General features: G+C 68.3%; 17 protein-coding genes. 7 read left to right on the top strand and 10 right to left on the bottom strand.

What is annotated here, in order from left to right:
- Positions 1-392: 392 nt before the first annotated feature.
- The gene (locus D457_RS0122355) at positions 393-956 is read right to left on the bottom strand and encodes an ATP-binding protein (protein ID WP_017582905.1); all 564 of its coding nucleotides are present in this window, start codon (positions 954-956) and stop codon (positions 393-395) included.
- A 225-nt stretch (positions 957-1,181) separates the two neighbouring features.
- Between D457_RS0122355 and D457_RS0122360 the strand changes: the two genes are divergently transcribed.
- Together D457_RS0122360 and D457_RS0122365 are read left to right on the top strand one after the other, a co-directional pair.
- Positions 1,182-2,042, top strand: a complete 861-nt coding sequence (locus D457_RS0122360) for a helix-turn-helix domain-containing protein (protein WP_026116911.1) — start codon at positions 1,182-1,184, stop codon at positions 2,040-2,042.
- The gene (locus D457_RS0122365) at positions 2,042-2,284 is read left to right on the top strand and encodes a DUF397 domain-containing protein (RefSeq protein ID WP_017582907.1); all 243 of its coding nucleotides are present in this window, start codon (positions 2,042-2,044) and stop codon (positions 2,282-2,284) included. The genes D457_RS0122360 and D457_RS0122365 overlap by 1 nt, the downstream gene beginning before the upstream one ends.
- A 71-nt stretch (positions 2,285-2,355) precedes the next feature.
- Here the strand turns inward: D457_RS0122365 and D457_RS0122370 are convergent, their stop codons facing one another.
- From D457_RS0122370 to D457_RS0122380, 3 genes are read right to left on the bottom strand one after another with little or no spacing between them, the layout of a single operon-like run.
- Positions 2,356-3,237 (bottom strand): helix-turn-helix domain-containing protein, encoded by an 882-nt coding sequence (locus D457_RS0122370; RefSeq protein ID WP_017582908.1) that lies wholly within the window; start codon positions 3,235-3,237, stop codon positions 2,356-2,358.
- Positions 3,234-3,764, bottom strand: a complete 531-nt coding sequence (locus D457_RS0122375) for a DUF6879 family protein (RefSeq protein WP_017582909.1) — start codon at positions 3,762-3,764, stop codon at positions 3,234-3,236. The genes D457_RS0122370 and D457_RS0122375 overlap by 4 nt, the downstream gene beginning before the upstream one ends.
- A 1-nt stretch (position 3,765) precedes the next feature.
- Positions 3,766-3,981, bottom strand: coding sequence for a hypothetical protein (locus D457_RS0122380; RefSeq protein ID WP_026116912.1), 216 nt, complete (start codon positions 3,979-3,981; stop codon positions 3,766-3,768).
- Between the two features lie 188 nt (positions 3,982-4,169).
- Between D457_RS0122380 and D457_RS0122385 the strand changes: the two genes are divergently transcribed.
- Positions 4,170-5,279 (top strand): HesA/MoeB/ThiF family protein, encoded by a 1,110-nt coding sequence (locus D457_RS0122385; RefSeq protein WP_017582911.1) that lies wholly within the window; start codon positions 4,170-4,172, stop codon positions 5,277-5,279.
- Complete coding sequence (locus tag D457_RS0122390) at positions 5,276-5,764, top strand: HIT family protein (protein ID WP_017582912.1); 489 nt, start codon at positions 5,276-5,278, stop codon at positions 5,762-5,764. Before D457_RS0122385 ends, D457_RS0122390 begins: the two co-directional genes overlap by 4 nt.
- Positions 5,765-6,240: 476 nt before the next feature.
- On the opposite strand, the gene D457_RS0122395 is transcribed toward D457_RS0122390, so the two are convergent.
- From D457_RS0122395 to D457_RS33130, 6 genes are all read right to left on the bottom strand, one after another.
- Entirely contained in the window at positions 6,241-6,786 is a 546-nt protein-coding gene (locus D457_RS0122395; RefSeq protein WP_017582913.1) for an NUDIX hydrolase, read from the bottom strand.
- A gap of 368 nt (positions 6,787-7,154) precedes the next feature.
- Positions 7,155-7,622 carry an NUDIX hydrolase gene (locus tag D457_RS0122400; protein WP_017582914.1) on the bottom strand — a complete coding sequence of 156 codons (468 nt, stop codon included), beginning with the start codon at positions 7,620-7,622 and terminating at the stop codon, positions 7,155-7,157.
- Between the two features lie 118 nt (positions 7,623-7,740).
- A complete protein-coding gene (locus D457_RS0122405; RefSeq protein ID WP_152514325.1) occupies positions 7,741-10,434 on the bottom strand; it encodes a DUF4132 domain-containing protein in 2,694 nt (897 codons plus the stop codon).
- A gap of 2 nt (positions 10,435-10,436) precedes the next feature.
- Entirely contained in the window at positions 10,437-10,832 is a 396-nt protein-coding gene (locus D457_RS0122410; protein ID WP_026116914.1) for a hypothetical protein, read from the bottom strand.
- 519 nt (positions 10,833-11,351) lie between these two features.
- The gene (pglW, locus tag D457_RS0122415; protein WP_017582917.1) at positions 11,352-15,620 is read right to left on the bottom strand and encodes a BREX system serine/threonine kinase PglW; all 4,269 of its coding nucleotides are present in this window, start codon (positions 15,618-15,620) and stop codon (positions 11,352-11,354) included.
- A 172-nt stretch (positions 15,621-15,792) separates the two neighbouring features.
- The gene (locus D457_RS33130; protein WP_083926830.1) at positions 15,793-17,373 is read right to left on the bottom strand and encodes a sigma-70 family RNA polymerase sigma factor; all 1,581 of its coding nucleotides are present in this window, start codon (positions 17,371-17,373) and stop codon (positions 15,793-15,795) included.
- A gap of 108 nt (positions 17,374-17,481) precedes the next feature.
- Between D457_RS33130 and D457_RS0122425 the strand changes: the two genes are divergently transcribed.
- The 3 genes from D457_RS0122425 to D457_RS34995 are packed head-to-tail and all read left to right on the top strand — an operon-like array spanning position 17,482 to position 23,656.
- Positions 17,482-20,682 carry a helicase-related protein gene (locus D457_RS0122425; protein ID WP_017582919.1) on the top strand — a complete coding sequence of 1,067 codons (3,201 nt, stop codon included), beginning with the start codon at positions 17,482-17,484 and terminating at the stop codon, positions 20,680-20,682.
- On the top strand, positions 20,679-22,544 hold the full coding sequence (drmB, locus tag D457_RS0122430) for a DUF1998 domain-containing protein (RefSeq protein WP_017582920.1): 1,866 nt from the start codon (positions 20,679-20,681) through the stop codon (positions 22,542-22,544). Before D457_RS0122425 ends, drmB begins: the two co-directional genes overlap by 4 nt.
- Complete coding sequence (locus D457_RS34995; RefSeq protein WP_017582921.1) at positions 22,541-23,656, top strand: AAA family ATPase; 1,116 nt, start codon at positions 22,541-22,543, stop codon at positions 23,654-23,656. Before drmB ends, D457_RS34995 begins: the two co-directional genes overlap by 4 nt.
- The last annotated feature ends 146 nt before the right edge of the window (positions 23,657-23,802 follow it).

Consider the following 23,802-nt stretch of genomic DNA (forward strand, 5'->3'; position numbering starts at 1 on the left):
GCAGGTCTTCCACCTCCACTCGATCTCGTGGCGCCTCGTGGCGCACGGACTCCCCAAACCACACGATCAGCCCCGGGTGGCGGGCCTGGATGGAGGCGGCCAGCGCGTGTTCGCGGGTGTACTCGGCCAGGTGTCCACCCAGGCGAGGTAGACCCTGGGCGCGACGTCGGCGGCAGGAGGGGTGCGAGCAGGACACGCATGCGGGACCGACGAGCGGCCCGCGCGGCGGGAGCGGCCTGTGGAGCGGGTCGCTGGAGGGGCGTGGTGCGGGGATAGGATGCGTCATCGATCCTGACTTTCTGACATGTCGCAGTGTGGATTTTCAGGGTTGTGTTGGGGCCCGGGAGAGCGCGGCAACGCTCTCCTGGGCCCTCTGTCGTTTCCGACGGGTGTTACTGCAGGGTGTTCCAGGGGTTGGCAGTCAGGTCGTAGGCCAGGAAGAACCAGACGCTGCGGTGGCTGGGACGGCCGTTGTCACCCCAGTCGGTGGCCAGGGCGTCGACCAGGGCCAGACCGCGCCCGGCCTCGGCAGCCGAGTTCAGACCGTTGGGATCGGGGGCCAGGTAGGCGTACTCGCGGATGGACAAGCGCGTTCCGGCCAGGTCGCCGTCGTCGCGGCAGGTGAGCTTCAGTCCGTCGCGGTGGCGTTCGGCCAGGAGCGAGTAGGTGCGCCCGGGCAGGCTGGAGCGGGAGTGGCGCAGAGCGTTGTTGGCCAGCTCGCTGCCGAGGAGGGTGAACAGGTACCGGTAGTCGGCGTCCTGCTGAATGGCGCAGGTGTTGAGGTAGGCGCGCACTAGCGGCATGTACTGCGGGCTGGAACCGAAGTCGTAGCGGCGGGTGGTGTAGTAGGGCCGGTCGGGGCGGCCGTTGAAGTAGTGCCGGTAAGTGGGCGGGACCAGCTCGTTGAGCGGGACGGTCACCTCGGGCAGGACCGGCACGGGGGCGATCGCGGGCATGACGGATCAGGCTCCTTCGCATGCGTGGAGGAAGACGGGGTTCGGTGTGCCCGCTGGGGGAGCTGTCGCGTTTCCCGGACACCAGGAAGGGGCACGGCGTAGCCTGACCTGCGTGGACCCTGAGTGAGACCCCAGTCACTGGCTACATCTTCAAGTTAATAGTGAATCTCACTCAAGTCAATATATCCATGGGAGATTCACTCATTCTGCGGCTACACTGTTCCCATGCAGCGTCCTCACAGCCCCACCCTCCGCCGTCGGCGCTTGTCCGCCGAGCTCAAACGTGCCCGCAGTGAAGCGAATCTGACTACCACTCAGGTGGTAAAGAAGCTCAAGTGGGCTGCTGGCAAGCTGAGCAAGATCGAGAACGCCGAGACTCAGACGGTCAAGGCCACCGACCTCGACAAGATGATGGACCTGTACCAGGTCACTGACCCTGCCAAGCGTGAAGCCCTACACGCATTGGCGAAGGATGCCAAGGTCAGGGGCTGGTGGTCCAAGTACCGGGAAGTGTTCGGACCTCAATCACTCCCTGACTTCGAGGCCGAAGCTTCAACCATCCGAACCTTCGAGTCCTCCGTTATCCCCGGGTTGCTACAGACTCCTGAGTACACGTCAGCCCTTCTCCAGGGCGGACGCTTTACAGAGCCGGAGGCCATCTCCCGACGTGTTGACGCCCGTGTTGAGCGCCGCCAGATCCTCACCCGGTTCTCACCAGTTCGGCTGCGTGTAGTCATGGACGAAGCCGCACTACGACGGCCGATGGGCAGCAGCGAAACCATGGCCGAGCAAATGAATCATCTGCTCTACATGGCCAAGCTGCCCAACGTCGATGTACAGGTGCTCCCGTTCTCTGCTGGCTCACATGCCGCGCTCGTCGCGTCTTTCAGCATCCTGGAGTTCCCAGAACCCTCAGATCTCCCCATCGTGTTCATCGAGACCGCCACCGGAGGTCTGTTCCTGGAAGACGTAGAGGAAGTTGAGCAGCATAGTGTTACCTTCAGCGATGCTCAGGGCTCTGCACTCAGCACCACCCAGTCCGCCAAGTTCATCGCAGACGTTCTGAAGCCCTTAGAGAGTGAATGATGATCAACGAGCTGGTGTTCCGGAAGAGCAGCTACAGCGGCCATGGCCAGAACTGTGTGGAGGTCGCCCACGTCCCTGCGGGCTTCCGGAAGAGCAGCTACAGCGGCCAGAGCCAAAACTGCATCGAGGTCGCCGACCTTCCCTGCGGTGCCGCCGTCCGGGACTCGAAGAACCCCGCCAAGGGACACTTCCCATTCCCCGCCGACGAGTGGACCGCTTTCCTCCACTCCGCCCGCAGCTGACCCCGCCACCACGCAAGACCTTCACCGACGCTGGTGCCCTACCCCTCCTCGGGCAGGGCACCAGCGTCGCGTCATGCTCGGGGCCCTCCCCCGGCGCTGTCACTCCCCGAAGCCGTCTCAGCAGCAAGCCCCCGCCGGACGCACTCCACCAGTCGTACGGCCTCCACACCCCACACCGCCGATCGGGCGAGCTCTCCGAACACCTTCTGGTAGTGCGCGACCGCGTCGGCGTCGGTCAGGCAAAGCTCCGCACCGATCGTCTCCACCAGCACCTGACTGTCGTCGTAGATCCAGAAACCGTGCATCGGCGACACGGTGAGTGCCGCTGCCAAGGGGACGATGCCGATCCCTCCCCGGCCTCTCCTGATGGAACCGGTCAGGTCATCCAACTGCTCAACGAGCACACTCAGCGAACACTGTCGCATGCTCAACGCGGGCTCCCAGATCAGCGTTCGGAACTCCCGGGTCCGGTCGTCCAGGATGCGGCGCCGCTCCATCCGTTTACTGACGCCCTCCGCCACGTCCCCTGGGCTCCCGTAGAGGCTGGCCGCTCGTTGGATCATGGATCGGGCGTAGGCCGGGGTCTGGAGCAGCCCGGGAATACAGACGGACTCGAAGATCCGGAAGCTCCTGCTGCGATGTTCCAGGTCCACGGCGTTCTGCTGGCGTGCCTGGTTTCCGCCCGAAAGCCGACGCCGCCAACTGGTGTAGTGCGTCTCCAGGGAACGCCGCTGCGCGATCAGCCCTTCGGCCGCTTCCGATCGTCCACACAGGTCGGCCCAGGTACGCAGGTCCTCCACCGACGCGGTCTGGTTGCCGCGCTCCAACCGGGACACCTTCGAGGGATGCCACCCCGCGCGTACCGCCAGCTCACGCCCGGACAGCCCGGCCTCACCCCGGAGTTCACGCAGACAAACTCCGAGGGAGACACGGGCGGTCTGGTAATCGGTCATACGGCTCGGGACGCCATGTACTCCGTGAAGGTCAGCGCGTGGTGCCAGGCCGCGTCCCGGGCCTGCAAGGCAGCGAGCACCTCTTTCGGCTCTTCGGTCAGAGAGGCGCCGAGCACCTCACCCTTCTCATCGAACTCAAGACGAGCGACTCGACGGCTGTCGAAGACCCAGAAGTCGAAGTCGGGCAGTTCCGCGACGATGGGGTGATCACGCGGCAGGTACCGGATGTCCTCGCCCACGCCCAGGTTGTAGGGGGTGCCCCACAGCTCCCATCGCAGGTAGTCCGAGGGCGGATCGTCGATCAGCCGCACTCGCTCCATGCGCTTGCCAGTAGCGAGCTCCTTGCTCATCATCCTCAGCCACGGCTGGAACCAACTGATGTCTGAGTCATCGCCGACCAGCCACCTCTGGAACGGTTCGTTCTCCTCCAGAACCCCGTAGAAAGTCCTGGTCTCCAAGCGCCAAGCGGTGTGGCGGTACTCGCGGAAGAGGTCGTTGAACCCTTCACCGGTGACGAGTTCGGTCACGCTACTCCTTCGTCCGGGGGTCCTTGGGGGCGAAACGGGTCAGGAGCTCACGGGGCACCACGACGAAGTCCTCGTGCGGAAGGACGTCAGCCAACTGGGACAGGGCCTCGGGGTCGGTCAGGCGATCACCCTGCACGACGATGTCACCCGAGTCGGTTTCGTACAGCGTCGGACAGTTCCCACCATGGGAGGTGGTACCGAGCATACGGAGCTTCAAGCTCTTCTCCTTCGGTAAGGGGGTACGCGGACCCAAGTATGGCGAACCGAACCGTTCCAGCGGCAGGCTTCGGCCCCTCTCCAGCCGCAATTTCGAGCAATCTCCTCACGTGCCGTCAGGACCCTGCCTACGCTCGCGCTGAACACCCCGACGAACTCGTCGCAGCGACGGGAAAGGCGGTCGCACCCATGAACCTCCCGAACGGGGCCATCGACGCCCCACGTGTCCTCGCCCCCTACGTCCGTATCGGCGTCCAGGGCGAGACGCTCTACCTGGGTTTCGGCTCCCTCCAGCAGGCCGTCAACGACCGGGCGCTGTGGCGTCCCCTGGTCCGGCTCGCCGCGTACTTTCGCCAACCCCGCACCCGGGACGAGGCACTGGGCTTCCTCCGTGATGCATGCCGGGTACGGGAGCCTGTCGCGCAGGCGCTGCTCCTCACCCTGGAGAGCGGCAACTGCCTGGTCCGCGCGCACGCCTACGACCCGGCGGACCGGTACAGCAGGCACGCCCTGTTCTACGAACTGTCCGGCACCGAAGCCGGACGGGTCCAGCGGCGGCTCGCCGAGTCCCGGGTGCTGCTGCTCGGCTGCGGCGGAATCGGCAACCTGGTGGCCGCGACCCTGGCCACCGCCGGGGTGGGGGAACTGGCCCTGGTGGACGGCGACCACGTGGAGCTGAGCAACCTCACCCGACAGTTCCTGTTCACCGAGGCCGACGTCGGTCTGCCCAAGGCCGAAGTGCTGGCCCGCGAACTCCAGCGGCGCGACTCCGGCTGCCGCGTCCGTCCGATGGTCGCGAACGTCCCTGACGCGGAAGGCCTGCGTGCCCTGCCGGAGGCCGACCTGGTCCTGGTCTCGGCCGACTCGCCGGGTATCACCAGCCTGGTCAACGCGCACTGCGTGGCCTCGGGGCAGGCCTGGCTGAACGCCTGCTACGTCAACGACATCGCGGTGTGGGGGCCGCTCGTGATCCCCGGAGAGACCGGCTGCTGGGACTGCCGACCACTCACCGCGCACCCGCCCGTGGACGATCCCGAACTCGCAGAGCTGATCAGCGGTGTCAACAGCCGCTACCAGGCCCCGTCCAACAGCCCCGTCAACATGCTCGCCTCCTCCCTGGCAGCGCTGGACGCCCTGCGTCACCTGGGCGGGTTCGGTGTCCCCGCCGCACGGAACCGGCGCATGGGTGTGTGGACACACGACCTGACCCTCGACCGGCAGAGCGCGGAACGCGATCCCGCCTGCCCCACCTGTGCCGACGTCCGACCTTCCGCACCCCGACTCCAAGGAGCACATTGAGCACCCCACCGCACGCCCCGGAGTGCGTCTTCTGCCGAATCGTGGCGGGTGAAGCACCCGCACACCGCATCTGGGAGGACGAAACGCACCTGGCGTTCCTGTCGATCTTCCCCAACACCGAGGGCTTCTCCGTCGTCATCCCCAAGGCCCACCGCACCAGCTACGTCGTGGACCTGGACCCAGCGGAGTACACCGCCCTGCACCTGGCCGCTCGCGGGGTCGCCCGCCTGCTGGACGCGGCCTTCCCCGACGTGGCGCGCACCGGGATCATGTACGAGGGCTACGGCGTCGACCACGCGCACGCCAAGCTCTTCCCGATGCACGGAACCACGGGCAACGCGGGCGAGAACTGGCGCGAGGTGGCCTCTCCCATCGACGGTTACTTCGACCGCTACCAGGGCTACCTGTCCTCCCACGACCACCACCGAGCCGACGACGCCCGGCTCGCGGCCCTCGCCAAGCGCATCCGGGAGGCCACTCCCTGACCGGCATCGCCGGTAACGCCCACGCGAAGGGGCAGGGAAGGCATCGCTGTCCTTCCCCGCCCCTCGTCACGTCAGGTCACCGGTTCAGTTGTTGCCGTCGTCGTTCATCGCGGCCTCCTCTGCCGTAGGGGGTCGTGTGCACGAAGGCCAGGTCCGGGCCCGGGGTTCACCCTGGCTTCGTCATCCATCAAAGCCCCGGGTACCGGCTCCTGCCAACGGCATTGCTCGACATTGCTCCCGATCCGGTGTCAGCAGACGGGGCGGTCTCAAGCAGCGGCTGCTCATCCAGAGTCCGGGCCGTGGGCAGTCAGCGGAGGGGGCCATGCCGCTCCCGGTTGGGAACCGGCTGTTCAGAGGGCAATCGGGGACCTCCTGCGAGTTCGGGAAGTGGTCTTTGCGCTGGGGCTCGAACGCGCTGCGGCCAGCCGATCCGCCAGCGTTCCCGATCGGCCCGCTTGCTCAGGCGGAGCACCCTGTCAGGAGGCGAGCAGGTGGAGCAGGGCGACCAGGGTTCCCGAGCTCTGTACGCGCCCCTCGGCGATCAGGCTGCGGACCTTGGCCAGGGGCACCCACTCGTAGGTGCCCTCGTCGAACTCCGTGGGTTCCGCGACGAGCTCGGCGTCCCGACCGACGAACACGTGGTGCGGGCTGCGGACGGTGCCGATCATCGGTTCGAAGGTGGCCACGTGTTCGACCGAGCCCACTCGGTGACCGGTCTCCTCCAGCGCTTCGCGGACCGCTGTCCGCTCCGGGGACTCCTCAGGGTCCAGGAGCCCGCCAGGCAGTTCCCAACCCCACACGTCGGGCACGAACCGGTGGCGGTAGCTCATCAGCACACACTCGCCGGACCGGCCCAGGATCGCGATCACCGCAGCCGAGGGCAGCGCGACGGTGTGGTGCTCGAACCTGTTTCCCGAGGGTGTGGTGATGTCCGCCTTGCCCAGCCGCACCCACCGGTTGTCGTACAGGGTGCGCTCACCGTGCACCACCCAGCGTCCCTGGCCGTCCTCACTGCTGTCCATGCCCCGAAACTACCGACCCACCGCACACAGCAGATGCCAAGGCGAGATTCCGGGAAGTCGGTGTCACGCGCAGCGCCGGACAGTGGAGGGGCCGCCGCTGCGGGGAGGCCGTCATGGACGCCCTCCCCGAGGACTTCGCGGGTGCCTCCGCGTTCGACTCCTCCGGTTGAGGGCCAGTCCCCTTCACTCTGGAGGCGGTGGCAGGGCTCGCGTGCGGGCCCTGCCACCACCTGCCGTCGCGCGAAAAGTCCTCAGCCGTCCAAGCCGCGACGGGTCTTCCCGGTGATGCTCTGCAACCGTGGAACTCCCCAGCGTCCCGAGCCGGGTTCCCCTCGCGGAACCCGGCTCGTCATTCGGTGGCTCCTGGATCACCCGAGGTGGGGAAGCCCGCCCTTGACCGCGTGGTCCACGCGCAACCGCTGGGTGTGGTGCATGGACAGGCCGTCCAACTCCGCCGAGGTGAACCAGCGCACCTCGTGGGACTCCCCGCTCACCCTCAATTCCCCTCCCACCAGTACCGCGCGGAAGCAGATGTTGAACTGGCGGCGCACCTCACCGTCGCTGTAGGCGATGACATGCCGAGCGTCGGTGTAGGTGCCAATAAGGCCGGTGACCTGCACGTCGAAGCCGGTCTCCTCCCTCACCTCGCGTACGGCGGCCTCGGGCAGGCTCTCGTCTATCTCCATCCCCCCGCCCGGCATGGCCCACAACCCGTTGTCGGTGCGCCGCTGCAGCAGCAGGCGCCCCGAGTCGTCGAACACCGCCGCGCTGGCCGCCACCACCAGGCTGTTCGGTACCGGCGCGGCCGGGTCGTCGTAGTACTCAGTCCGAGCCATCGGGGACCACTCCAGTCAGGGGGCGTTCGGCGTATATCTCTCCATCGACGCGGTAGACCGCGCTGCACGGCGCGGTCGCGTGCCGGAAGACAGGCCCCCGAACACCGCACCGGTTCCGCTACCCGTCCAGTCCGCGACGGATCTGCCCGGTGATGCTCTCATCCTCGATCGCGCCGTCCCTGGCCAGCATCAGGGCCTTGGACAGGATCACCGCCAGGCGCCCTCCGTCCTCCTCGAAGGGCAGGAACACCCCCGGCCCCTTCGCCTTCCCCGACGGCACCACGCACAGGTAGGAGTCGTCCGGTTCCATCAGGACGTTGGCGCTGCCCAGGTGGATCCGGTAGGAGCGCAGATCCCCGCGTACCCGCAGGAAACGACCGTCGATCTCCAACCGGTCAGCCACCCTCAGCCTCGGCAGCAGCCGCTCCAGCGCCTCGCGCCGCACGAGGGCGTTCTCGGTGAGCTCGCCGAAGGCCGCGTCCCGCCAGTAGCCCACGTGGGCTCGCTCGCCCCGGTCGACCCACTGGGGGTCCGCGGCGATCGAGGTCACCCCCACCGCCAGGTCCACGTCGCGCATCGCCTCGGACAGCACCATCGCCGGTACCTCCGCCAACGGAGCTGGCTGCCGCTCCCCCGCGCGGAGGAAGCGGACCTGGTCGGTGCCGCAGTGCCGGACGGGGTCGAACTCGTCGTCGGTCAGGGCGATGTCGAGGTGGACGGTCCAGGACGTGCCGCTCCCCCGGTCGGTGAGGAGGCGCTCGGCAGTGCCGTGTTCACCACCATCCCAACCGCCGAGTTGGTGGACGCTCCACCCCCGCCCCTTGAGCAGCGCCTTGGCCTGCCCGTACCTGAGGATGTGGGCGGCGAACCGGTTGGAGTAGACCCGAGTCGTCTCCTCAGCCGGGGTGAGGAGGTAGATCTCCCGGTACACCTGCTTGAACGGCTGGGCGATCTCCCTGCCCGTCAGGTGCTCCCGCCACCGCTGCACCGTCTCCGGCCGACTCCGCACGGGGTGCCACAGCCGCACCCGCGCGCCGCCGTCCAGGGTCGACGTGTGCGCGGTCTCCGTCCCGGCCGGGTCGACCAGGCGCCAGCGGTCCGCGTCGGCCTCCGGCAGCCCGCACACCCAGGTCCGGCCGTCGTCGCTCACCTCCCACAGCAGCCGCCGGGCCAGCGCCCCGGTGACCGGAAGGTCGAGGTAGTACCGGGCCCAGGAGGCGGCGTCCAGCACCCGCCCCTCGGCCAGGATCGTCTCCAGTCGCGCCCGCTCGGCCGCCACCGCCTGGCGCAGCTCCTTGAGTTCGGCCCGCAGCGCCTTGACCTCGTCGGGGTGCGAGGTGCGCAGTGCGGCGGGCGGACTCGCGGTGGGGCGGCCCTTCGCGGAGACGAACCCGAGCGCGGCGCTGCCGTCCGCCGCCAGTTTCAGCGTGACCGGCTGCTCGCCCAACCCGGTGGTTCGGTTCCCGTCCCGGTCCAGACCGAAGTCGGGGACGGAGCGCTCCAGCAGCTCCTCGCCCGTGATGCCCAACCGGTCGGCGATCCTGCCCAGAGCACTGTCGATCATCCTCAGCAGAGTCTTCTTCCTGACCCTGGCTCGGATGCGGGCGAGGGCGGCGACCTCCTCGTCGGTACCGCGCGCCACCAGAATGCGCACGCACGCCGAGGCCGTGCGTTCGGACCTCAGGACCTTGGAGCCGCCCGGCCCGGTCCCGGTGAAGACCGCCAGCCGTTCGAGAAGGGGCGACGACCAGGTGTCGGGCTCGGCGGCCAGCTCCTCCACCGCCCACACCAGACCGTTGACGATGTTGTGGACGTGGAGCGGGAAGTAGGCCGAGCCTCCGGCGTAGTGGTGCCTCTCCTCGGCCCGAGGCGTGCGCAGCACCACCCCGATCAGGCGCCGCACCGTGTCCTGCGCGTCGGAGAGGGCGGCGAGTCTCGTCCGGAGACCCTCGCTCCAGCCACGCTTGGGCCGGGCACCTGGCGGGACGAGCAGGAAGACGAACAGCTCCGCCAGGCCCGGGCGGTCGGCCAGCCCGGGCTCTAGTGCGCGTAGCGCGTCACCGAACGGATCCCCCTCGGGCAGGACGTAACCGGTCTCCAGGCGGGCACCCAGCCTGAGCAGAAGCAGCAGGGTGCGGCCCGGGGTATCGGGCCAGGCGTGCTCGAAGTCGAACAGGTGCATCCCCCGCTCCTGGCAACGGGCCCGGTAATCCTGCAACTGCCGCACACACGGACCCAAGGCGTCGTCCGACACCTGCTCGCAGACGTCCATGTGGATGTCCTCGTTGACGAGTCCGTGTGCCTCCGCGTACAGAAGCAGGGAGAGCGTCGGAGCGTCCCAGCGCAGGGCCTCCCCGGTCAGGGTTTGGACACCGTGACCGTGAAGACGCGAGAAGTACCGGCTGGGATGCCCCTGGGGGTCGACCGCGTTGGGGCGGGGGTGGACCGCGTTCAGCATGAACCACAGCGCCAGACGTGTCCGCAGTTCGCCGTCGTGGCGGTCGACCACTTCGCGCAGCAGGGTGCCCTCGGCCAGCAGGGAGATCCGCTCCAGGTTCCGCCACTCCTGGTCGGGGGCGTGGTCGAGCGCGAGCCGGTCGCACTCCCCGATCAGTTCCGGTAGGCCGGGGGCGTACAGGTGGCCCAGGAACTCCTCGAACGGCTCGGTCCGCGTCAGCCGGTGCGGAAGGAGCCTCTGGTCCAGGGCGGCGATGCCCCGGGCGAATTCCTCGGTGGTCCGCTTCGCCCACTCCACTGCGTCGGAGGACGGGGTGAGAGCGGCGTAGGGCGGTGCCGTGGTGGTCTCGGTCACGGTCACCCACCCACCAGGGGGACGAGCTTGACGAATACGAGCTCGGGCTCACCGGTCAGGTCGACGTCCTCGTCCAGGGACTCCACCTGACGGTCTCCGACAATGAGCACGAACCCCTGTTTGTCGAAGGCCCGTTCAGCCAGCTCCGCCTGCTCCTCCCAGTCCACGGTCGACCGCTCCCTGCGGCGCGACCCGCTGTTGAGTCTGCGCTCGGCCTCGGTAGGCGTCACCAGACCCTGGAAGGGCAGGGCCCCGTTGAGGTTGTACCGGGTGACCTCCTCCCGCACCTGGGCCCGGATCAGCTCTCGTACGGTGATCCGGTCGGGGAGGTCGGGCAGTTCGAGGGCTGGGCCGCCGGCACCCAGAGGGCTCTCGACCCGGGGAAACACTCGGGGCATGGGGGTGTGGTTCCTTTCGGAGCGTCGCGTGCCCGGCCACGCTAACGGAGGAGGCCGACAGACCGACGCGAAGGCCGAGTCCCTCGGGCTCCACGGCTACACGGTCGGTCCGCGGAGTGGCTCACCCGGACGCGGGGCGTGTCCGTGACGAACGTCCTGGGACGCCGCTGCGGGGCCTGAGGCCCTCCTCACCCTGCTACGTAAGTCCCAGCGGTCCCCGGCCAACGACAGGTCAGCGCTTCGTCATGGTGTGTGCTGCACCCTCCCAGGGCACACCCGGGCGGGGACGATACCCAGGACCTCGACCTCGTACTCGATCGTGCTCACGGCGCCCTCGTTCCTCTCGCCTCGAACCCGTCGCCTGGTCCGGGGAGCCGTATGACATATGGGCCCGTTGAGGACTGAGTTGGGCGACAGGTGTGTCGTGCACCCACCGCGCGAGGGCGCGGGGTCGCCGCACCGCTGAACGGAGCGCGGGTGCCGAGCCCTGTTCCCCGCGCTCCGATGTCAGGGGACGTCTCACCCCACAGGGACGGCCTCGGGGGCGCTGAAGCCTCGCGGAAGCAGCACCTGCTCGCTGTCGGCGATGATGCCGACCGGCTGTCCGTCCAGGGTGGCGACGTGGTGGGGGCCGCGCATGGGGCACAGCAGCCACAGGCCGTGCGGGGCCCGGTCGGCTTCGCGGGCCTCCTGGACCAGGGTGCCCAGCAGGGAGCGGCCCGCCTCGTAGCGGGCCAGCGGGGTCGCCCGGTACAGCAGCACCGCGCCGACGCCCGTCGGTGCCTGAGCGCTCGCCCCCCGCACCCTCTCCCCCAGCCTGCGGAACACCTCGTCCAGCATCCGGTTGAACGGCTCCGGCCTGCTGTTGTCGGCCTCGGCGAGGATGTCCCAGTTCAGAGCGCCGCCCATCCCCTCCATCACCTCGTCGACCACCTGGACGAACTCGGCGGAGACGTCGAAGGGAACGGCGCCCGGCATGCGTGCGAGCATCACGGCGGAACGCTCAGTGTCGGGCAGCCAGGTCTTGACCGCCCGGAAGCCGCCCTGGCGCACCGCACGCTCCAACCGCGCCCACACCTGCGCCGAGGCCTCGTCGGCCCGGCTGGGCCCCTGCTGGTGACCGGTGTGGGTGGAGGGCTGGTAGGTGGTGAACTCCGGCTCCAGATACCAGCAGACGGTGTCTCGGACCGGCTCCTGCTGGAGCTTGGGGTGGCGCTTCTTCAACAGTTGGTAGAGCTGGTCGCGGCCGGGTTCGGGCAGGGCCGGGAACCGGGACCGGACCCGGTCGCGGATCTGCTCGGGGGTGATCCCCGGCCTTCCCAGGTAGCCGATGGCCTGGGTGATGCGCAGGGCCCGCTCCAGGTCGAGGTCGACCGGGTACAGCTCCAGGCGCGGCGTCGCCTCGGCCCGCTCGGAGGCGGCGGCGGCGATCTGGACCAGGGCGAGGTCGGAGAAACGCTCCATGCCCTCGGGGGCCTCGACGGCGCGCAGCGCGTCCCGGACCACCACAGGGCCCGGCAGTGCGTCGGTGTCACTGATGGCGACGAGTTCGTCCGCGCGCCGCCCGAGCAGTTCGGCGTAGTCGAACAGGTCGCCCTCGACCGGGGCGAGCGGGTCGTTGTCGACGACCTGGGCCGCGATCACCCGGCGGTCGTAGCGGCGCACGACGAAGCGCTGCTCGGTCAACCGCTCCTCGTACTCCACCACGGCGCGCACCGCGGCCAGTGCGTAGACCAGCCGCTCCTCGGTGTCCAGGGTGGAGCCGCGCACGGAGAGCAGCTCCGAGGCGATCTGGCGCACCTCGCGCACGCGGTGGTTGCGCTTGAGGACGTCGACCACGTCGTCGCGGACCGAGCCGAGCAGGGAGGCGTTCTTGCCCCAGTGGGAGGCCGCCTCGGCCAGGCTCTCCTCCACCCTGCCCGGGGTGATCTCCAGCCGTCGGGCGACCTCCCGGTAGGTGGGCCACCAGTCGAGGTGGCCCCGCCGGTCCTCGGGAAGCCCCATGAGTTCGCGCACGACCCTGACCCACCACCGGTTGGCGTCGGTGGTCTTGGGCAGGAGCTGGCGGATCACCTGGTCGACCAGGGCGTTGCGCTTGGTCTCCTCGTCAGCGCCACTGGGCAGTTTGGCCTTGGACGGGACGGCGTACTCGGCCACGTCCAGGCGCTTGCGCCAGAACGCCGTGGCCTGGCGCAGCTCGTTGCGGATCACCCGGGTGGTGCCGCGCATGTGGGTGATGTCGCGGACGGGCCTGCGCAGCAGCTCACCCACGGTCTCGCAGCGCAGGACCCGCTGGGCGATGTCCACGGCGAGCGGGCTGAGCCCTGACAGGTGGATGGGCGTCTCCACCGTGGCGCTCTCCCGGTTGCGGCGCCGGGTGTCCTCGTCGTCCTCGGGCGGCTCGGTCGCGGCACCGGAGAGGAAAGCCGCCTCCCAGGCCGTACGCATCTCCTCCAGGGAGGCGAAGCGCTCCCCGGTCCGGCGGTGCAGAGCCCGGTGGAAGAACGACACCAGCGCGGGGCGGCTTTCCTTGGGGAAAGCCTCCTCCGTCAGGCGGGGCGTCTGTACGTCCTGGGCGAGGAACTCCGGATCCACGCCGTCCTCGTCCCAGACCGGAAGCTCACCGGTGGCCATCTCGTGCAGGGTGGCGGCCAGGGCGTAGCGTTCGGCGAAGTCGTCGTAGGGCCGGTCCTCGGAGAGGAAGGGGTCGAGGTAGCCGCGGGTGCCCGCGGAGGTGTTGTCCAACGGGTTCGTGGACAAGGAGAAGTCGAACAGCACGAGGGCCCTGGCGCGCTTGCGGGTCTCGCGCACCCCCAGGTTGGCGGGCTTGATGTCGCGGTGGAGGACCTCCCGCTCCTCCAGGTGCTCGACCGCCTCGAACAGGTGCAGCCCGAAGGTCCGCAGCTCGCCGCTGGTCAGGACGCCCTGGCGGGACAGGTAGTCGGCCAGGGTGGTCTCGCCCGCGCGCTCCAGGACCAGCACGGCGCGGTCGCCGATCTGCTGAAGACCCGGTTCGGCGCCCTTCTCGACCGAGGCCATCTCCACGATCCGGGGATGGGAGCCGATCTGGCGCAGGACGCCGGCCTCGCTGCGCACGGCGCGGACCGCGGAGTCGGAGCCGAGCGCGACCTTGAAGACCACCTCGCGGTCGGCGGCGGGGTTGTGCATGAGCAGCGCCCGCGCGGTGCCGCCCTTGCCCAGGACCTCCTGGACCTTCCATCCCTGGGTGACCTCGTCCCCGCGCCTGGCCACCAGCGGGTCGGTGGTGACCTCGGGGAGGGTGAGGCGCTCCTCGACCTCGTCGAGCATGCGCAGGAAGGCCTGCACGGTCGCCATCCGGTCGCTGGGAGAGCGCTGGGTGCACTCGCGCACCAGGGTGTCGAGCTGGGGGATGATGTCGTCGCTGGCCTCGGCCGGGGTCAGGCAGTCGTGCTGCTGGATCTTGCGGCCCAGTTCGGCGCGGTCGGTCGCCGGCGGCTTCCCGGTGAAGACGAGATAGGTGAGCGCCCCCAGACCGAAGAGGTCCTGGGCGGCGGCACGGCCGGTGAAGTCGGGGAACTCCGGTGCCAGGTAGGGGGCGGCCGCCTTCTCCACGTGCGCGGCCAGCGCTCGGCCGCCCAGGGCGGCCTCCAGGTGCTGGGTGGCGCCGCTGGTGGTGGTGGTCGTGCCTCCGCGCAGGCGCAGGCTCTCCCGGGAGGCCACCTGCCAGTCGGCGATGTACAGGCGGGGGTAGTTGCCGTCCATCTCCACCCACACGCTGCGGGCGGCCAGTGCGCGGTGGTAGAGGCGGTTGCGGTGGGCGTGGTTGACCGCCTCGCCGAGCTGGCGGACCATCACCATCCGGGTGTCGACGTCGAGGTCCTCGCCGTGCTCGGCCATGAAGTGGTCGAGGCGCTGCCAGGACTTGTGGTGCCGGAAGGCGATGGCGGGCCCGAGGTCGGCACCGCCCTCCTCGATGAGTCCGAAGTACTCGGCCTTGACGATGCCCTCGTGGGAGATGCCCTCCAGGGACATGTACTCGCGTTTGGCCGCGCGCTCCACCGAGCGGCGCTCGTCCTCGGTGGCCTTCTCCCCGTAGTGGTAGAGGCGGACCCGGCTCTGCCCGCCCAGCCGTCGGTGCTCGGCCTTGAAGTCGGTCCAGGTGGGGCCGCTGTCGAAGGACCGCTTCTCCAGCACGTACTCGCCCAGGTGCAGGGCCCGGTCCATCGGCATGATGCCGATCTTCGCCATGAGCCGGGTGACGTGCCGCAGGAAGCCGGGGTCGACGCGGCGGTGCGGGGCGTCGATCAGCTCGTCGGACACCCCTGGCAGGCCGGTCTGCTCCTTCAGGCCGTTGCGGCCGTAGACGTTGGCCTTCTGGACCTCGTCGAATTTGCATCGCAGACCGGGGTCGGAGAGGAAGACTCCGGCTTCGATGAACGGAACCCTGACGTCGAGGCCGAGTTCCTGCACCGCCCACTGGAGGCGGTTCTTGAGTTCCTTGGCCTTGAGGTCGGTCAGGTGCAGGGGGTTGCTGAAGGTTCGGCGAATCCCGTCGCGGTCGGTGAAGGTCCAGTCGGATCCGCGGTTGGTAGCGCGTCCGGGGTGGCTCTTGATCTCGATGAGGTAGGCGCCGGTGGGGGTGACGGCGAACAGGTCGCACTCACGGATGCGCTGGTTGCGGGCGGTGAAGGTGAAGCCCGCCCAGGCCCGGTAGTTGCCGGTCGTCGGGAACTTCTCCCGGATGTGTTCCAGGGCGGCCTGCTCCCATGGAAACTCCGAGGGTTTGCCCCACCACCGGTTCGACATCCGATCCGCTCCCTGTCCAGTTCCCCACGCGACTTCCCTGCACTGCGTGAGCGCCCGTCCAGCATAGGACTCCCGTGCAACAGCAGGGGTTGTCCTCAAGGCAGTCTTCCCGTTCACACCCCGGCACCGAGCCTCCGACCACGCCAAGCTCGCCATCACGGGGCAAGCCTGCTCAGCCGGTCGTCTCGGTCCTGCGCGGCCGCCTCTTCCTCCTGCGCTTCTTCTTTCCCTTGCCGGGGACGGACACGGGGTCTGCGGTGGACACCGTTTCGCGTACGTGTATCTCACGCAGGGTGTCCAGGGCCTTCTTCTCGATCTGCCGAATGCGTTCCCGTGTCACCCCGAAGTGCTCCCCGATGGTGTCGAGGGTCTGCCTGTCCCCCGTGGTCCACCCCATGCGCCGTTCGATGACCTCACGTTCCCGGTCAGTGGCCAGACAGGAGAGCATCCCTCTGACTTCCCTACGGTGCTCGTCCTCCAACACCTGGGCCTCCGGCGAGGGCAGAGCGCGGCTCACATCCTCTCCCACCAGGGTGAGCAGCGTGGTGTCCCCCCGTACCTCGCGGTCCAGGGAGTCGGTTCGGTAGGTGAGGCGGCGGACCTGTTCCACCTCGTCCACCGTCAGGCCGCTGTGCACCGCGACCTCAGCCGCACCGGCACGCCTGCCTCGGATGCTGAGTTCGCGTTCGGCGGCCCCGACCTTGATCACCTTCTCGTGAAAGTGCACCGGAAGTCGGATCAGCGCTCCTTCATCGGCGATCGCTCGGGTGATGGCCTGACGGATCCACCAGATGGCGTAGGTGGAGAACTTGAGACCGCGAGCGCCGTCGAACTTGACGGCAGCGTGCATCAGGCCTCTCATACCGTGCTGGAACAGGTCCTCCCTTTCGATCCCCCTGCCCTCGAACTTGAGCGCGAGACCGTAGACGAGCCTCTGGTTGTGCAACACCATCGCGTCGAAGGCCCGACGGCGTTCGTCCGAGGGCTCCAAGGCCGCGAGGTCAGCCTCAGTCAGGGTGGAACCCAGCGGTTGGTCCCCCCTCATCAGAGCCGCCAGACCCACCTCCGCCTGCGCGTCAAGGAGGTCCTTCTCCGGGCACTTGTTCCAGCGGTCCCGTTCCAGGACCCTCCGAGCCGTCTCGACCGCCTTACCCAGACTCGAATTCTTCGGATTCGCACTCGCCCGAGGGAATTCGACCTGCGTCTCGGAAGCACCCGAGACCGCCATCCCCTCGTGCGCAGGCACCTCTCCCGAGGTCAATTCTGATTCTAGCTCCCCAGCCTCAGAAAAACTCGAACACCCGATCGATATACCGAGCTCTCGCAGACCTTTTGAGAACTCCTCGATTTCCTTCCCTTCGAGCCCGGAGATGCGGACAACACCATCAAACGCCACGGGGGAGATCGTTCCCGCGTTGGCGTAGCGCCGAGCCATACGCACGATCGCGGACACCCGGGGACTCAGCTCCAACTGCTGCCGCAGCACGGCCGATACTCGCTCACCAACCACAGATTCGGGACTTTCGACCCTGGACGGCTTCGTCTGACCAGCCAGGGCCAGCCCCAGCCCCGGAAGCGCGGCCTCGATCCGACCTCGGGCCACTTCCCCGATACCCAGCTCTTCGCATAGGCGTTCGAATTCGTCGCAATCAATCCGTCCGTCGACGGCCCCGGAGCGCATTCTCCTGAGGACAACTTTCGCCAGACCCTGCCGACCGGAATCCGACTCTGGTGAAGGGGATAGGTTCGCCATGGTGCAGATAATGTCAGCTTCCACTGACAAAATGCCTTCGCGTATCCGGCAGGAACAGATCACCGCCAGACCACCGCCCCAGTGGTCCCCAACCAGAACAGGCCATGGATGTCCGATCGCTCTACCCCGCAGGACGAGGTCGCGGCCCGCCAGCTACTCGTGACCGCTCTGCGGCGACAACTCGTCGGCCCCGCGGAGGGTGCGCAGGAAGTGCTCACTGTGCCGCCGGACCGCCGCTACCTGATGGGCACGCTGTACCCGCAGGAAGCCGACCTGCACTCACGCCTTCTGGCCGCGGGCGAAGAGGCCGACAGTGACGGTACCGAACCCGCCTGCGAGGAGAACACCTTCGCGGACGACCCGACCTCCGATGCCAACGCCTGGCTGCCCTCCTCGCTGGGTTTGTCCCTGTTCACTGACGCGCCCAGCCTGAGCATCGTCTGCCGCGGTTCCAGGTACGTCACCGGACGGGCTGCGGGGCTGCGCAGCTGGGCCCGCGCCCCTTTGCAGGCCGAAACCGTCAGTGCCTTCGAGAGCGCAGACATCCCCGTCCTCGAGGGCCACGCCCTCCTTCGCGTGCGCCGCCGAAACTACGCGGGCGCGTCACTGGTCACGATCGCCCTGGTCAACGCGGCCGTCGCGGAACCTGTGGACTCCGCTGAGAGAACCGGCCGCCCGATCCGTACCGACTGGGACCGGATGCTCTTCCAGACATCGTTCAGCGTGGAACCGCTCGGCGGCACGTTTCTGGAGTATCCGAACGTCCTTCTCACCAGCCGCGACCCGGAGGAAGAAGAACTGCGCCTGCAGTACCGCCACGTGCGGACCTTCAGCATCGGCCACGGTTGCGCGGTCGAGGAGCAGTGGTCGGGCTCCACCGCGGAGGACGCTCCTCCCGACCAGATCAGCACCGAGGTCATGCCGACCGAGGAGGTCCTGAGGGTCCGGCACTCCGGCCCCACCGACACACACGCGCTGAAGCTGTCCTTCCTGGGTGACACGTCCGTTCCCGCTCCGGAGCTCGCCCGCGAGCTGTCCGACTTCATCCGCGGCTACCGGGACTGGTACGAGCAACGCGTGCAGGAGGCCGCCGCACAGGTGCCCCCGTGGGGAAGGGAAGCTGCCGGGCGCATCCTGGAACGCATCAGCACGGCCATCGACCGGATGGAGGCCGGGGCGCGCCTGATGTGCGCAGACCCCGTCGCTCTGACGGCCTTCCGGACCGCCAACCAGGCGATGGCCCTACAAATCCGCCGTAGCTCCAAGGACCTGGCCGGCACTCCGCGGACCCGCCATGATCCCCTGCCCCAGGACACCGGCCCCGAGGACACCTACTCATGGCGTCCCTTCCAGCTCGGTTTCTTCCTGCTCTGCGCCAGCGGCCTGGTCGACCCAGCCCACCCCGACCGAGAGGTCGCCGACGTCATCTGGTTCCCCACTGGCGGCGGCAAGACCGAGGCCTACCTCCTGCTCTCCTGCTTCGAGATGGTCATGCGGAGGTTGCGGCACGGCGCCCGCGGCGGCGGGACCGCGGTGCTCAGCCGCTACACGCTCAGCCTGCTCACGACACAGCAGTTCCAGCGGGCGGCCACCACTGTGTGCGCTCTCGAGTATCTGAGGCAGGCTTCTCAGGAGCAGCCGCACCCAGGACCGGATCTCGGAACCGAACCGTTCTCCATCGGCCTGTGGGTGGGTGAGGCCACCACACCCAACACCTACGACCGAGCCCATGAACTCGCCGGACAGCAGCGGGAAGCGGCCCAGCCGACCGACGCCTTCATCCTGGATCGCTGCCCCTGGTGCGGCACCCGAATCATGCCCGCGAACAAGTCGTCGGACCTCAGCGACTACGGTGTGCGGACTTCGCCGAGCTCGTTCTCGTTCTACTGCCCACGCGACGACTGCCGCTTCCACGGAGAGCTGCCCGTGCGGGTGGTCGACACACACCTGTACGACCGTCCGCCCTCGTTCCTCCTCGGGACCGTGGACAAGTTCGCACGTCTGGCCTGGGAGCCCAGGGCCGGACGGCTGTTCGGCAACGGTGGGCAGTTGCGGCCCTCACTGGTGATCCAGGACGAGTTGCACCTGCTCACCGGTCCGCTCGGCACCACGGTCGGGCTGTACGAGTCCGCGATCCTGCAGCTGTGCTCCTGGAGCGGGATGGCCCCCAAAGTGGTGGCGTCCACAGCGACGATCCGGCGGTCCGGCGAACAGGTCCGCCGGATGTACGGCCGAGACGTCCAGCTTTTCCCTCCGCCCGGGTTGGACGCCCGCCACTCCTACTTCGCCGAGCCCGATGAAGACTCCCCCGACCGCCTCTACGTGGGTGTCATGGCCCAGGGGCACACCGCTGGCCGTGCCACCGTCACCACCGCGGCAGCTCTCCTGCACGAATCGGCCAGACTCCCTGAGAAACACCGGGACGACTACTGGACGCTGGTCGCCTACCACCACAGCCTCCGCGAACTCGGCCGAACCCTGACCGCGGCCCGGGACGACATCCCTGCCCAGCTCATCGGCATGGGCGGGGACGCCCGGGGAACCCGGGAGCTTACGGAATCGTCAGTCCAGGAGCTCACCAGCAACCTGGACCGCGAGGAGCAGCCGCGCCTGCTGGCGCGCCTGGACGAGGGTTGGCCCTCACCCTCCGCGGTCTCCTTCCTCGCCTGCACCAACATGCTCTCCGTCGGCGTTGACATCGACCGCCTGGCCCTGATGCTGATGCTCGGCCAGCCCAAGGCAGCAGCCGAGTACATCCAGGCGACCAGCCGGGTAGGCCGCGACATCGTCCCCGGACTGATCGTGTCGTTCTTCAACGCCACCAAACCGCGGGACCGCTCGCACTACGAGACCTTCGAGGTGTTCCACCGATCGCTGTACCGACATGTAGAACCCTCGAGTGTCACCCCGTGGTCGATCCCTTCACGCAAGCGCGCCCTGCACGCCGCCCTGGTCATTCTCGTCCGACACGGTCACGGGTGGAGCGCTGAGGATGGTGCGTCACTGATTCTGGACCGCCCGGAGGTCGTGTCCGATGCCGTCACCCGGATTGTTTCGTGGGTGGAACGAGCAGATCCCGTTTCGGCTCCCGAAGCCGCCGCGGAGCTGAAGGAGCTCGTTGACGACTGGAGCGACGCGGCAGCAGCGGCTCGGCAGGCCAGGGCGAATCTCTACTGGAGCGGTCAAGGCCGCTCGACACGGCACGTCCTGAAGAACTTCGACCGCAGGAACGGCCTGTGGGAGACACTGCACTCGGTTCGTTCCGTGGACCGCGAGTGCCAGATCACCGTGAAGGGGGCTCGCCCATGAACCGGAAGCTGCGTGTCCGCCAGGCCCAGACCATCGTGCCGTTCGGAGTCGGGGCCATCGTGGAGACCCGGGGCGAGTCGTTCGTGGCCGCTGACATCTCTCACTGGCCGTCCTCCAGCCCCTGGGTCGACTCCCCAAGGCTCGCGGAACGGCTGAAGGTCACAGGTTTTCGGAGCCTTCCCCCGGCGACCAATGACTTCTTCGACTCCCCCGACGGCGACGGGGCTCCCTGTGTCCGGTTCCCCTCCTGGCTCTTCTGCGCCTCCTGCCGCCGGATGAAGCGATGGGCCACCGCGGACGAGCAACCGGGTTCCGCACCGTTGTGCCCGGCATGCCCCACACCACAGGTCCTCGTACCGATGCGATTCGTCCAGGTGTGCCCGGCCGGGCACATGGATGATGTCGACTGGTGGTGGTGGGCGCACAGTCGGTCTGGCACCGCCAGCTGCGAGCGCTCCCAAAACCGGCTGTCCTTCCTGGTGGACCGTTCGTCCATCGGTTTGGAGGCCCTGTCCGTCGTCTGCCGCGCCTGTGAAACCATACGGAACCTGCTCCAACTACTGGACCGCGGCCGCACCCGCTGCACCGGGCGCCACCCCTGGCAGGAGCGTGGCCAGGCAACCAGCTGCACGGAGCAGGCCCGCGTCGTCCAGCGCAACGCGGGCAACGTCTACTACCCGGTCACGATCTCGGCACTGGACATCCCCAGCTCCGTCGGCTCGGGGCCAGACGAAGTCGCCCCCCGGATCGCCTCCCTCATCAGAGAGGACCCACTGTGGCCGGGCCTGTGCCGCCTCCAGGACTCAGTACGTACACAAGCGGTCACCGAGATGATCTGCGACGCCAACGAAGGCGTCACTCCTGAGGATGTGGCGGCCCTCCTACGCCTGGAAACGGGTGCGGACGCCCCCGCGCCGAAGCCTACTCCGGCCGAGGACACCCCACCGGCCACAGACCTGAGCTGGGAGGAATGGTCAGCGCTGAACACCTCCACCGCTGTGAGCCAGCGCACCTTCTCGGTTCGGCCTGTCAGCACGGTTCCGCCGGCAGGGGCATCCGAAGCCGAACAGCTGTTGTGGAAACGCATACAACGGGTCGTTGTCGCTGATCGGCTGCGCGAGGTACGTTCCCTGCGCGGTTTCCACCGGGTACAGCCTTCCCCACAGGGCATGGTGGGGGCGGACGCGTCAGGTCGCCGCAACTGGCTGCCCGCGATCGAGGTCTTCGGTGAAGGGGTGTTCCTGTCCTTCGACGAACAGGAGATCGCACACTGGGAATCGCACACCGGGGTACGGGAGCGCGTAAGAGATCTGGAGCAGGACCTGGACGCCGCGTTCCAGAAGGACCGGCTCCACGGAACGGTCGGGGGCCGCTTGCTGCCCCGCCTGCCGCTCCTGCACACGTTCTCCCACCTCCTCATCCGGCAGCTCTCCTTCGAGAGCGGTTACGGGATCTCCTCTCTGTGCGAGCGGGTATACGCACGCCCCGGCCAGGACCGGCACCAAGCCGGGGTCCTGGTCTATACGGCCGCCGGTGACGCGGAAGGCACCCTGGGCGGACTCGCCCAGCAGGGCTCCTCCGAGCGGTTGGCGGAGACCCTGCTCAGGCTCCTGGAATCCGGGGCCTGGTGTTCGGCCGACCCCCTGTGTGCCGAACACGGGGCCCGAGGGTTCGCCAACCTCAACCGGGCCGCCTGTCATGCCTGCGCGCTACTCCCCGAAACCAGCTGCGAAACGGGCAACGCCCTCCTTGACCGGATCCTGCTCATCGGCGGCCCGGGGGTTCCCGGGTTCTTCGAACCGGTCATCGAATCCGCCCGTGACCAGGCAGCACGCATCGCACGAGGTGAGGAGTCCCCATGAATACCGCTGTCAACAACTCCCTCCGGGTACTGCGCTACTTGGACCTGTCCGAGGAGCAGCAGCGGGTACTGGACACCCTTCCCTTCGATGGAAACCACCTGGTGTGCGGCCCGGCAGGATCAGGCAAGAGCGTACTCGCGGCGCACCGGTCGGCGATGCTCGCCCTCACCGATACGCCCTCCACTCTGCTCTGCCGGTCCAACCTTCTGCGACAGCACGTGGAACCGACGGCCACCGAGCTGGGGCCGCAGGTGCGGGTGGCGACTGTCCACAGCTGGGTGGGGAGCTGGTACGCGCGTGCGGTAGGCAGCCGTCCCCCCACAAGAACACCCGGCGGGTTCGACATCGATTGGCCCGCGCTGCTCACCGAGGCCATGGGGGTCACGGAACTCCCCGCTCCCGAAGCACTGGTGGTTGACGAGGGACAGGATCTTCCCGTGGAGTTCTACCGCTTGTGCCGACTGGCGGGAGCCCGGGTGACCGTCCTGGCCGACGAGTACCAGACCATCACCGAGTCCAGGAGTACAACCGCCGAGATCAGGAACATCCTGGCCGCGGCGGAGATCCACCTGTCGGAGAACCAACGCACCACACGGCCGATCGCGGAATTGGCCGAGCACTTCCATTTGGGTGAGCCCGCACCCGCCCTACCGCAGCGCGAGGGGCCGACCCCGATCATGGCCAGGTACAGGGCGTTCACGGAACTCACGACCGAGCTGCGCGCGCATGTCCGGCACCACCCGGAGCGCAGTATCGGCGTGGTCGTCCGGTTCCGTGAACTCCAGATGCGGCTGCTGGAGGCGTTCGAACGAGCCGGCGTTCCCGTCCAGGCCTATGTCGGCACCGGACAGGGCCGGTACCGGAATATCGACGCCAGCCGACCAGGTGTACACCTGGTCACCCGTGCCAGCGTGAAGGGATTGGAGTTCGACACCGTCTTCGTGCCCGACTGCCACCGAGACACCGCTGACCCAAGCGACCCGGACCAGCGGATGATGTACTACGTCCTGTGCACCAGAGCCCGCCACGAGCTGCGGTTGGGCTTCGCGGGTGACCGCCCTCCCGCCCACCTGGACGCGGTCCCCCGCGACCTGTACCAGCCGCAGCCTTGACCGAGGCGGGTGCTCGACCGCTCTCTGGGACGCGCTTTCGAGGATGTCGGCAGCGTCACCGACAACGGGTTCCGCTACATCGATTCCGCCTGCGGCTTCGGAGGCTTCCTCCTGGGTGTGTTCCGGCGAGTTCTGGCAAAAGTCCG

The organism is Nocardiopsis valliformis DSM 45023 (assembly GCF_000340985.1).
GTDB lineage: Bacteria > Actinomycetota > Actinomycetes > Streptosporangiales > Streptosporangiaceae > Nocardiopsis > Nocardiopsis exhalans.

Coding starts and splice junctions, on each gene's coding strand:
- D457_RS0122355 (WP_017582905.1), bottom strand. CDS start 956: ATGCCCGCGATCGCCCCCGTGCCGGTCCTGCCCGAGGTGACCGTCCCG.
- D457_RS0122360 (WP_026116911.1), top strand. CDS start 1,182: ATGCAGCGTCCTCACAGCCCCACCCTCCGCCGTCGGCGCTTGTCCGCC.
- D457_RS0122365 (WP_017582907.1), top strand. CDS start 2,042: ATGATCAACGAGCTGGTGTTCCGGAAGAGCAGCTACAGCGGCCATGGC.
- D457_RS0122370 (WP_017582908.1), bottom strand. CDS start 3,237: ATGACCGATTACCAGACCGCCCGTGTCTCCCTCGGAGTTTGTCTGCGT.
- D457_RS0122385 (WP_017582911.1), top strand. CDS start 4,170: ATGAACCTCCCGAACGGGGCCATCGACGCCCCACGTGTCCTCGCCCCC.
- D457_RS0122395 (WP_017582913.1), bottom strand. CDS start 6,786: ATGGACAGCAGTGAGGACGGCCAGGGACGCTGGGTGGTGCACGGTGAG.
- D457_RS0122400 (WP_017582914.1), bottom strand. CDS start 7,622: ATGGCTCGGACTGAGTACTACGACGACCCGGCCGCGCCGGTACCGAAC.
- D457_RS0122410 (WP_026116914.1), bottom strand. CDS start 10,832: ATGCCCCGAGTGTTTCCCCGGGTCGAGAGCCCTCTGGGTGCCGGCGGC.
- pglW (WP_017582917.1), bottom strand. CDS start 15,620: ATGTCGAACCGGTGGTGGGGCAAACCCTCGGAGTTTCCATGGGAGCAG.
- D457_RS33130 (WP_083926830.1), bottom strand. CDS start 17,373: ATGGCGAACCTATCCCCTTCACCAGAGTCGGATTCCGGTCGGCAGGGT.
- D457_RS0122425 (WP_017582919.1), top strand. CDS start 17,482: ATGTCCGATCGCTCTACCCCGCAGGACGAGGTCGCGGCCCGCCAGCTA.
- drmB (WP_017582920.1), top strand. CDS start 20,679: ATGAACCGGAAGCTGCGTGTCCGCCAGGCCCAGACCATCGTGCCGTTC.
- D457_RS34995 (WP_017582921.1), top strand. CDS start 22,541: ATGAATACCGCTGTCAACAACTCCCTCCGGGTACTGCGCTACTTGGAC.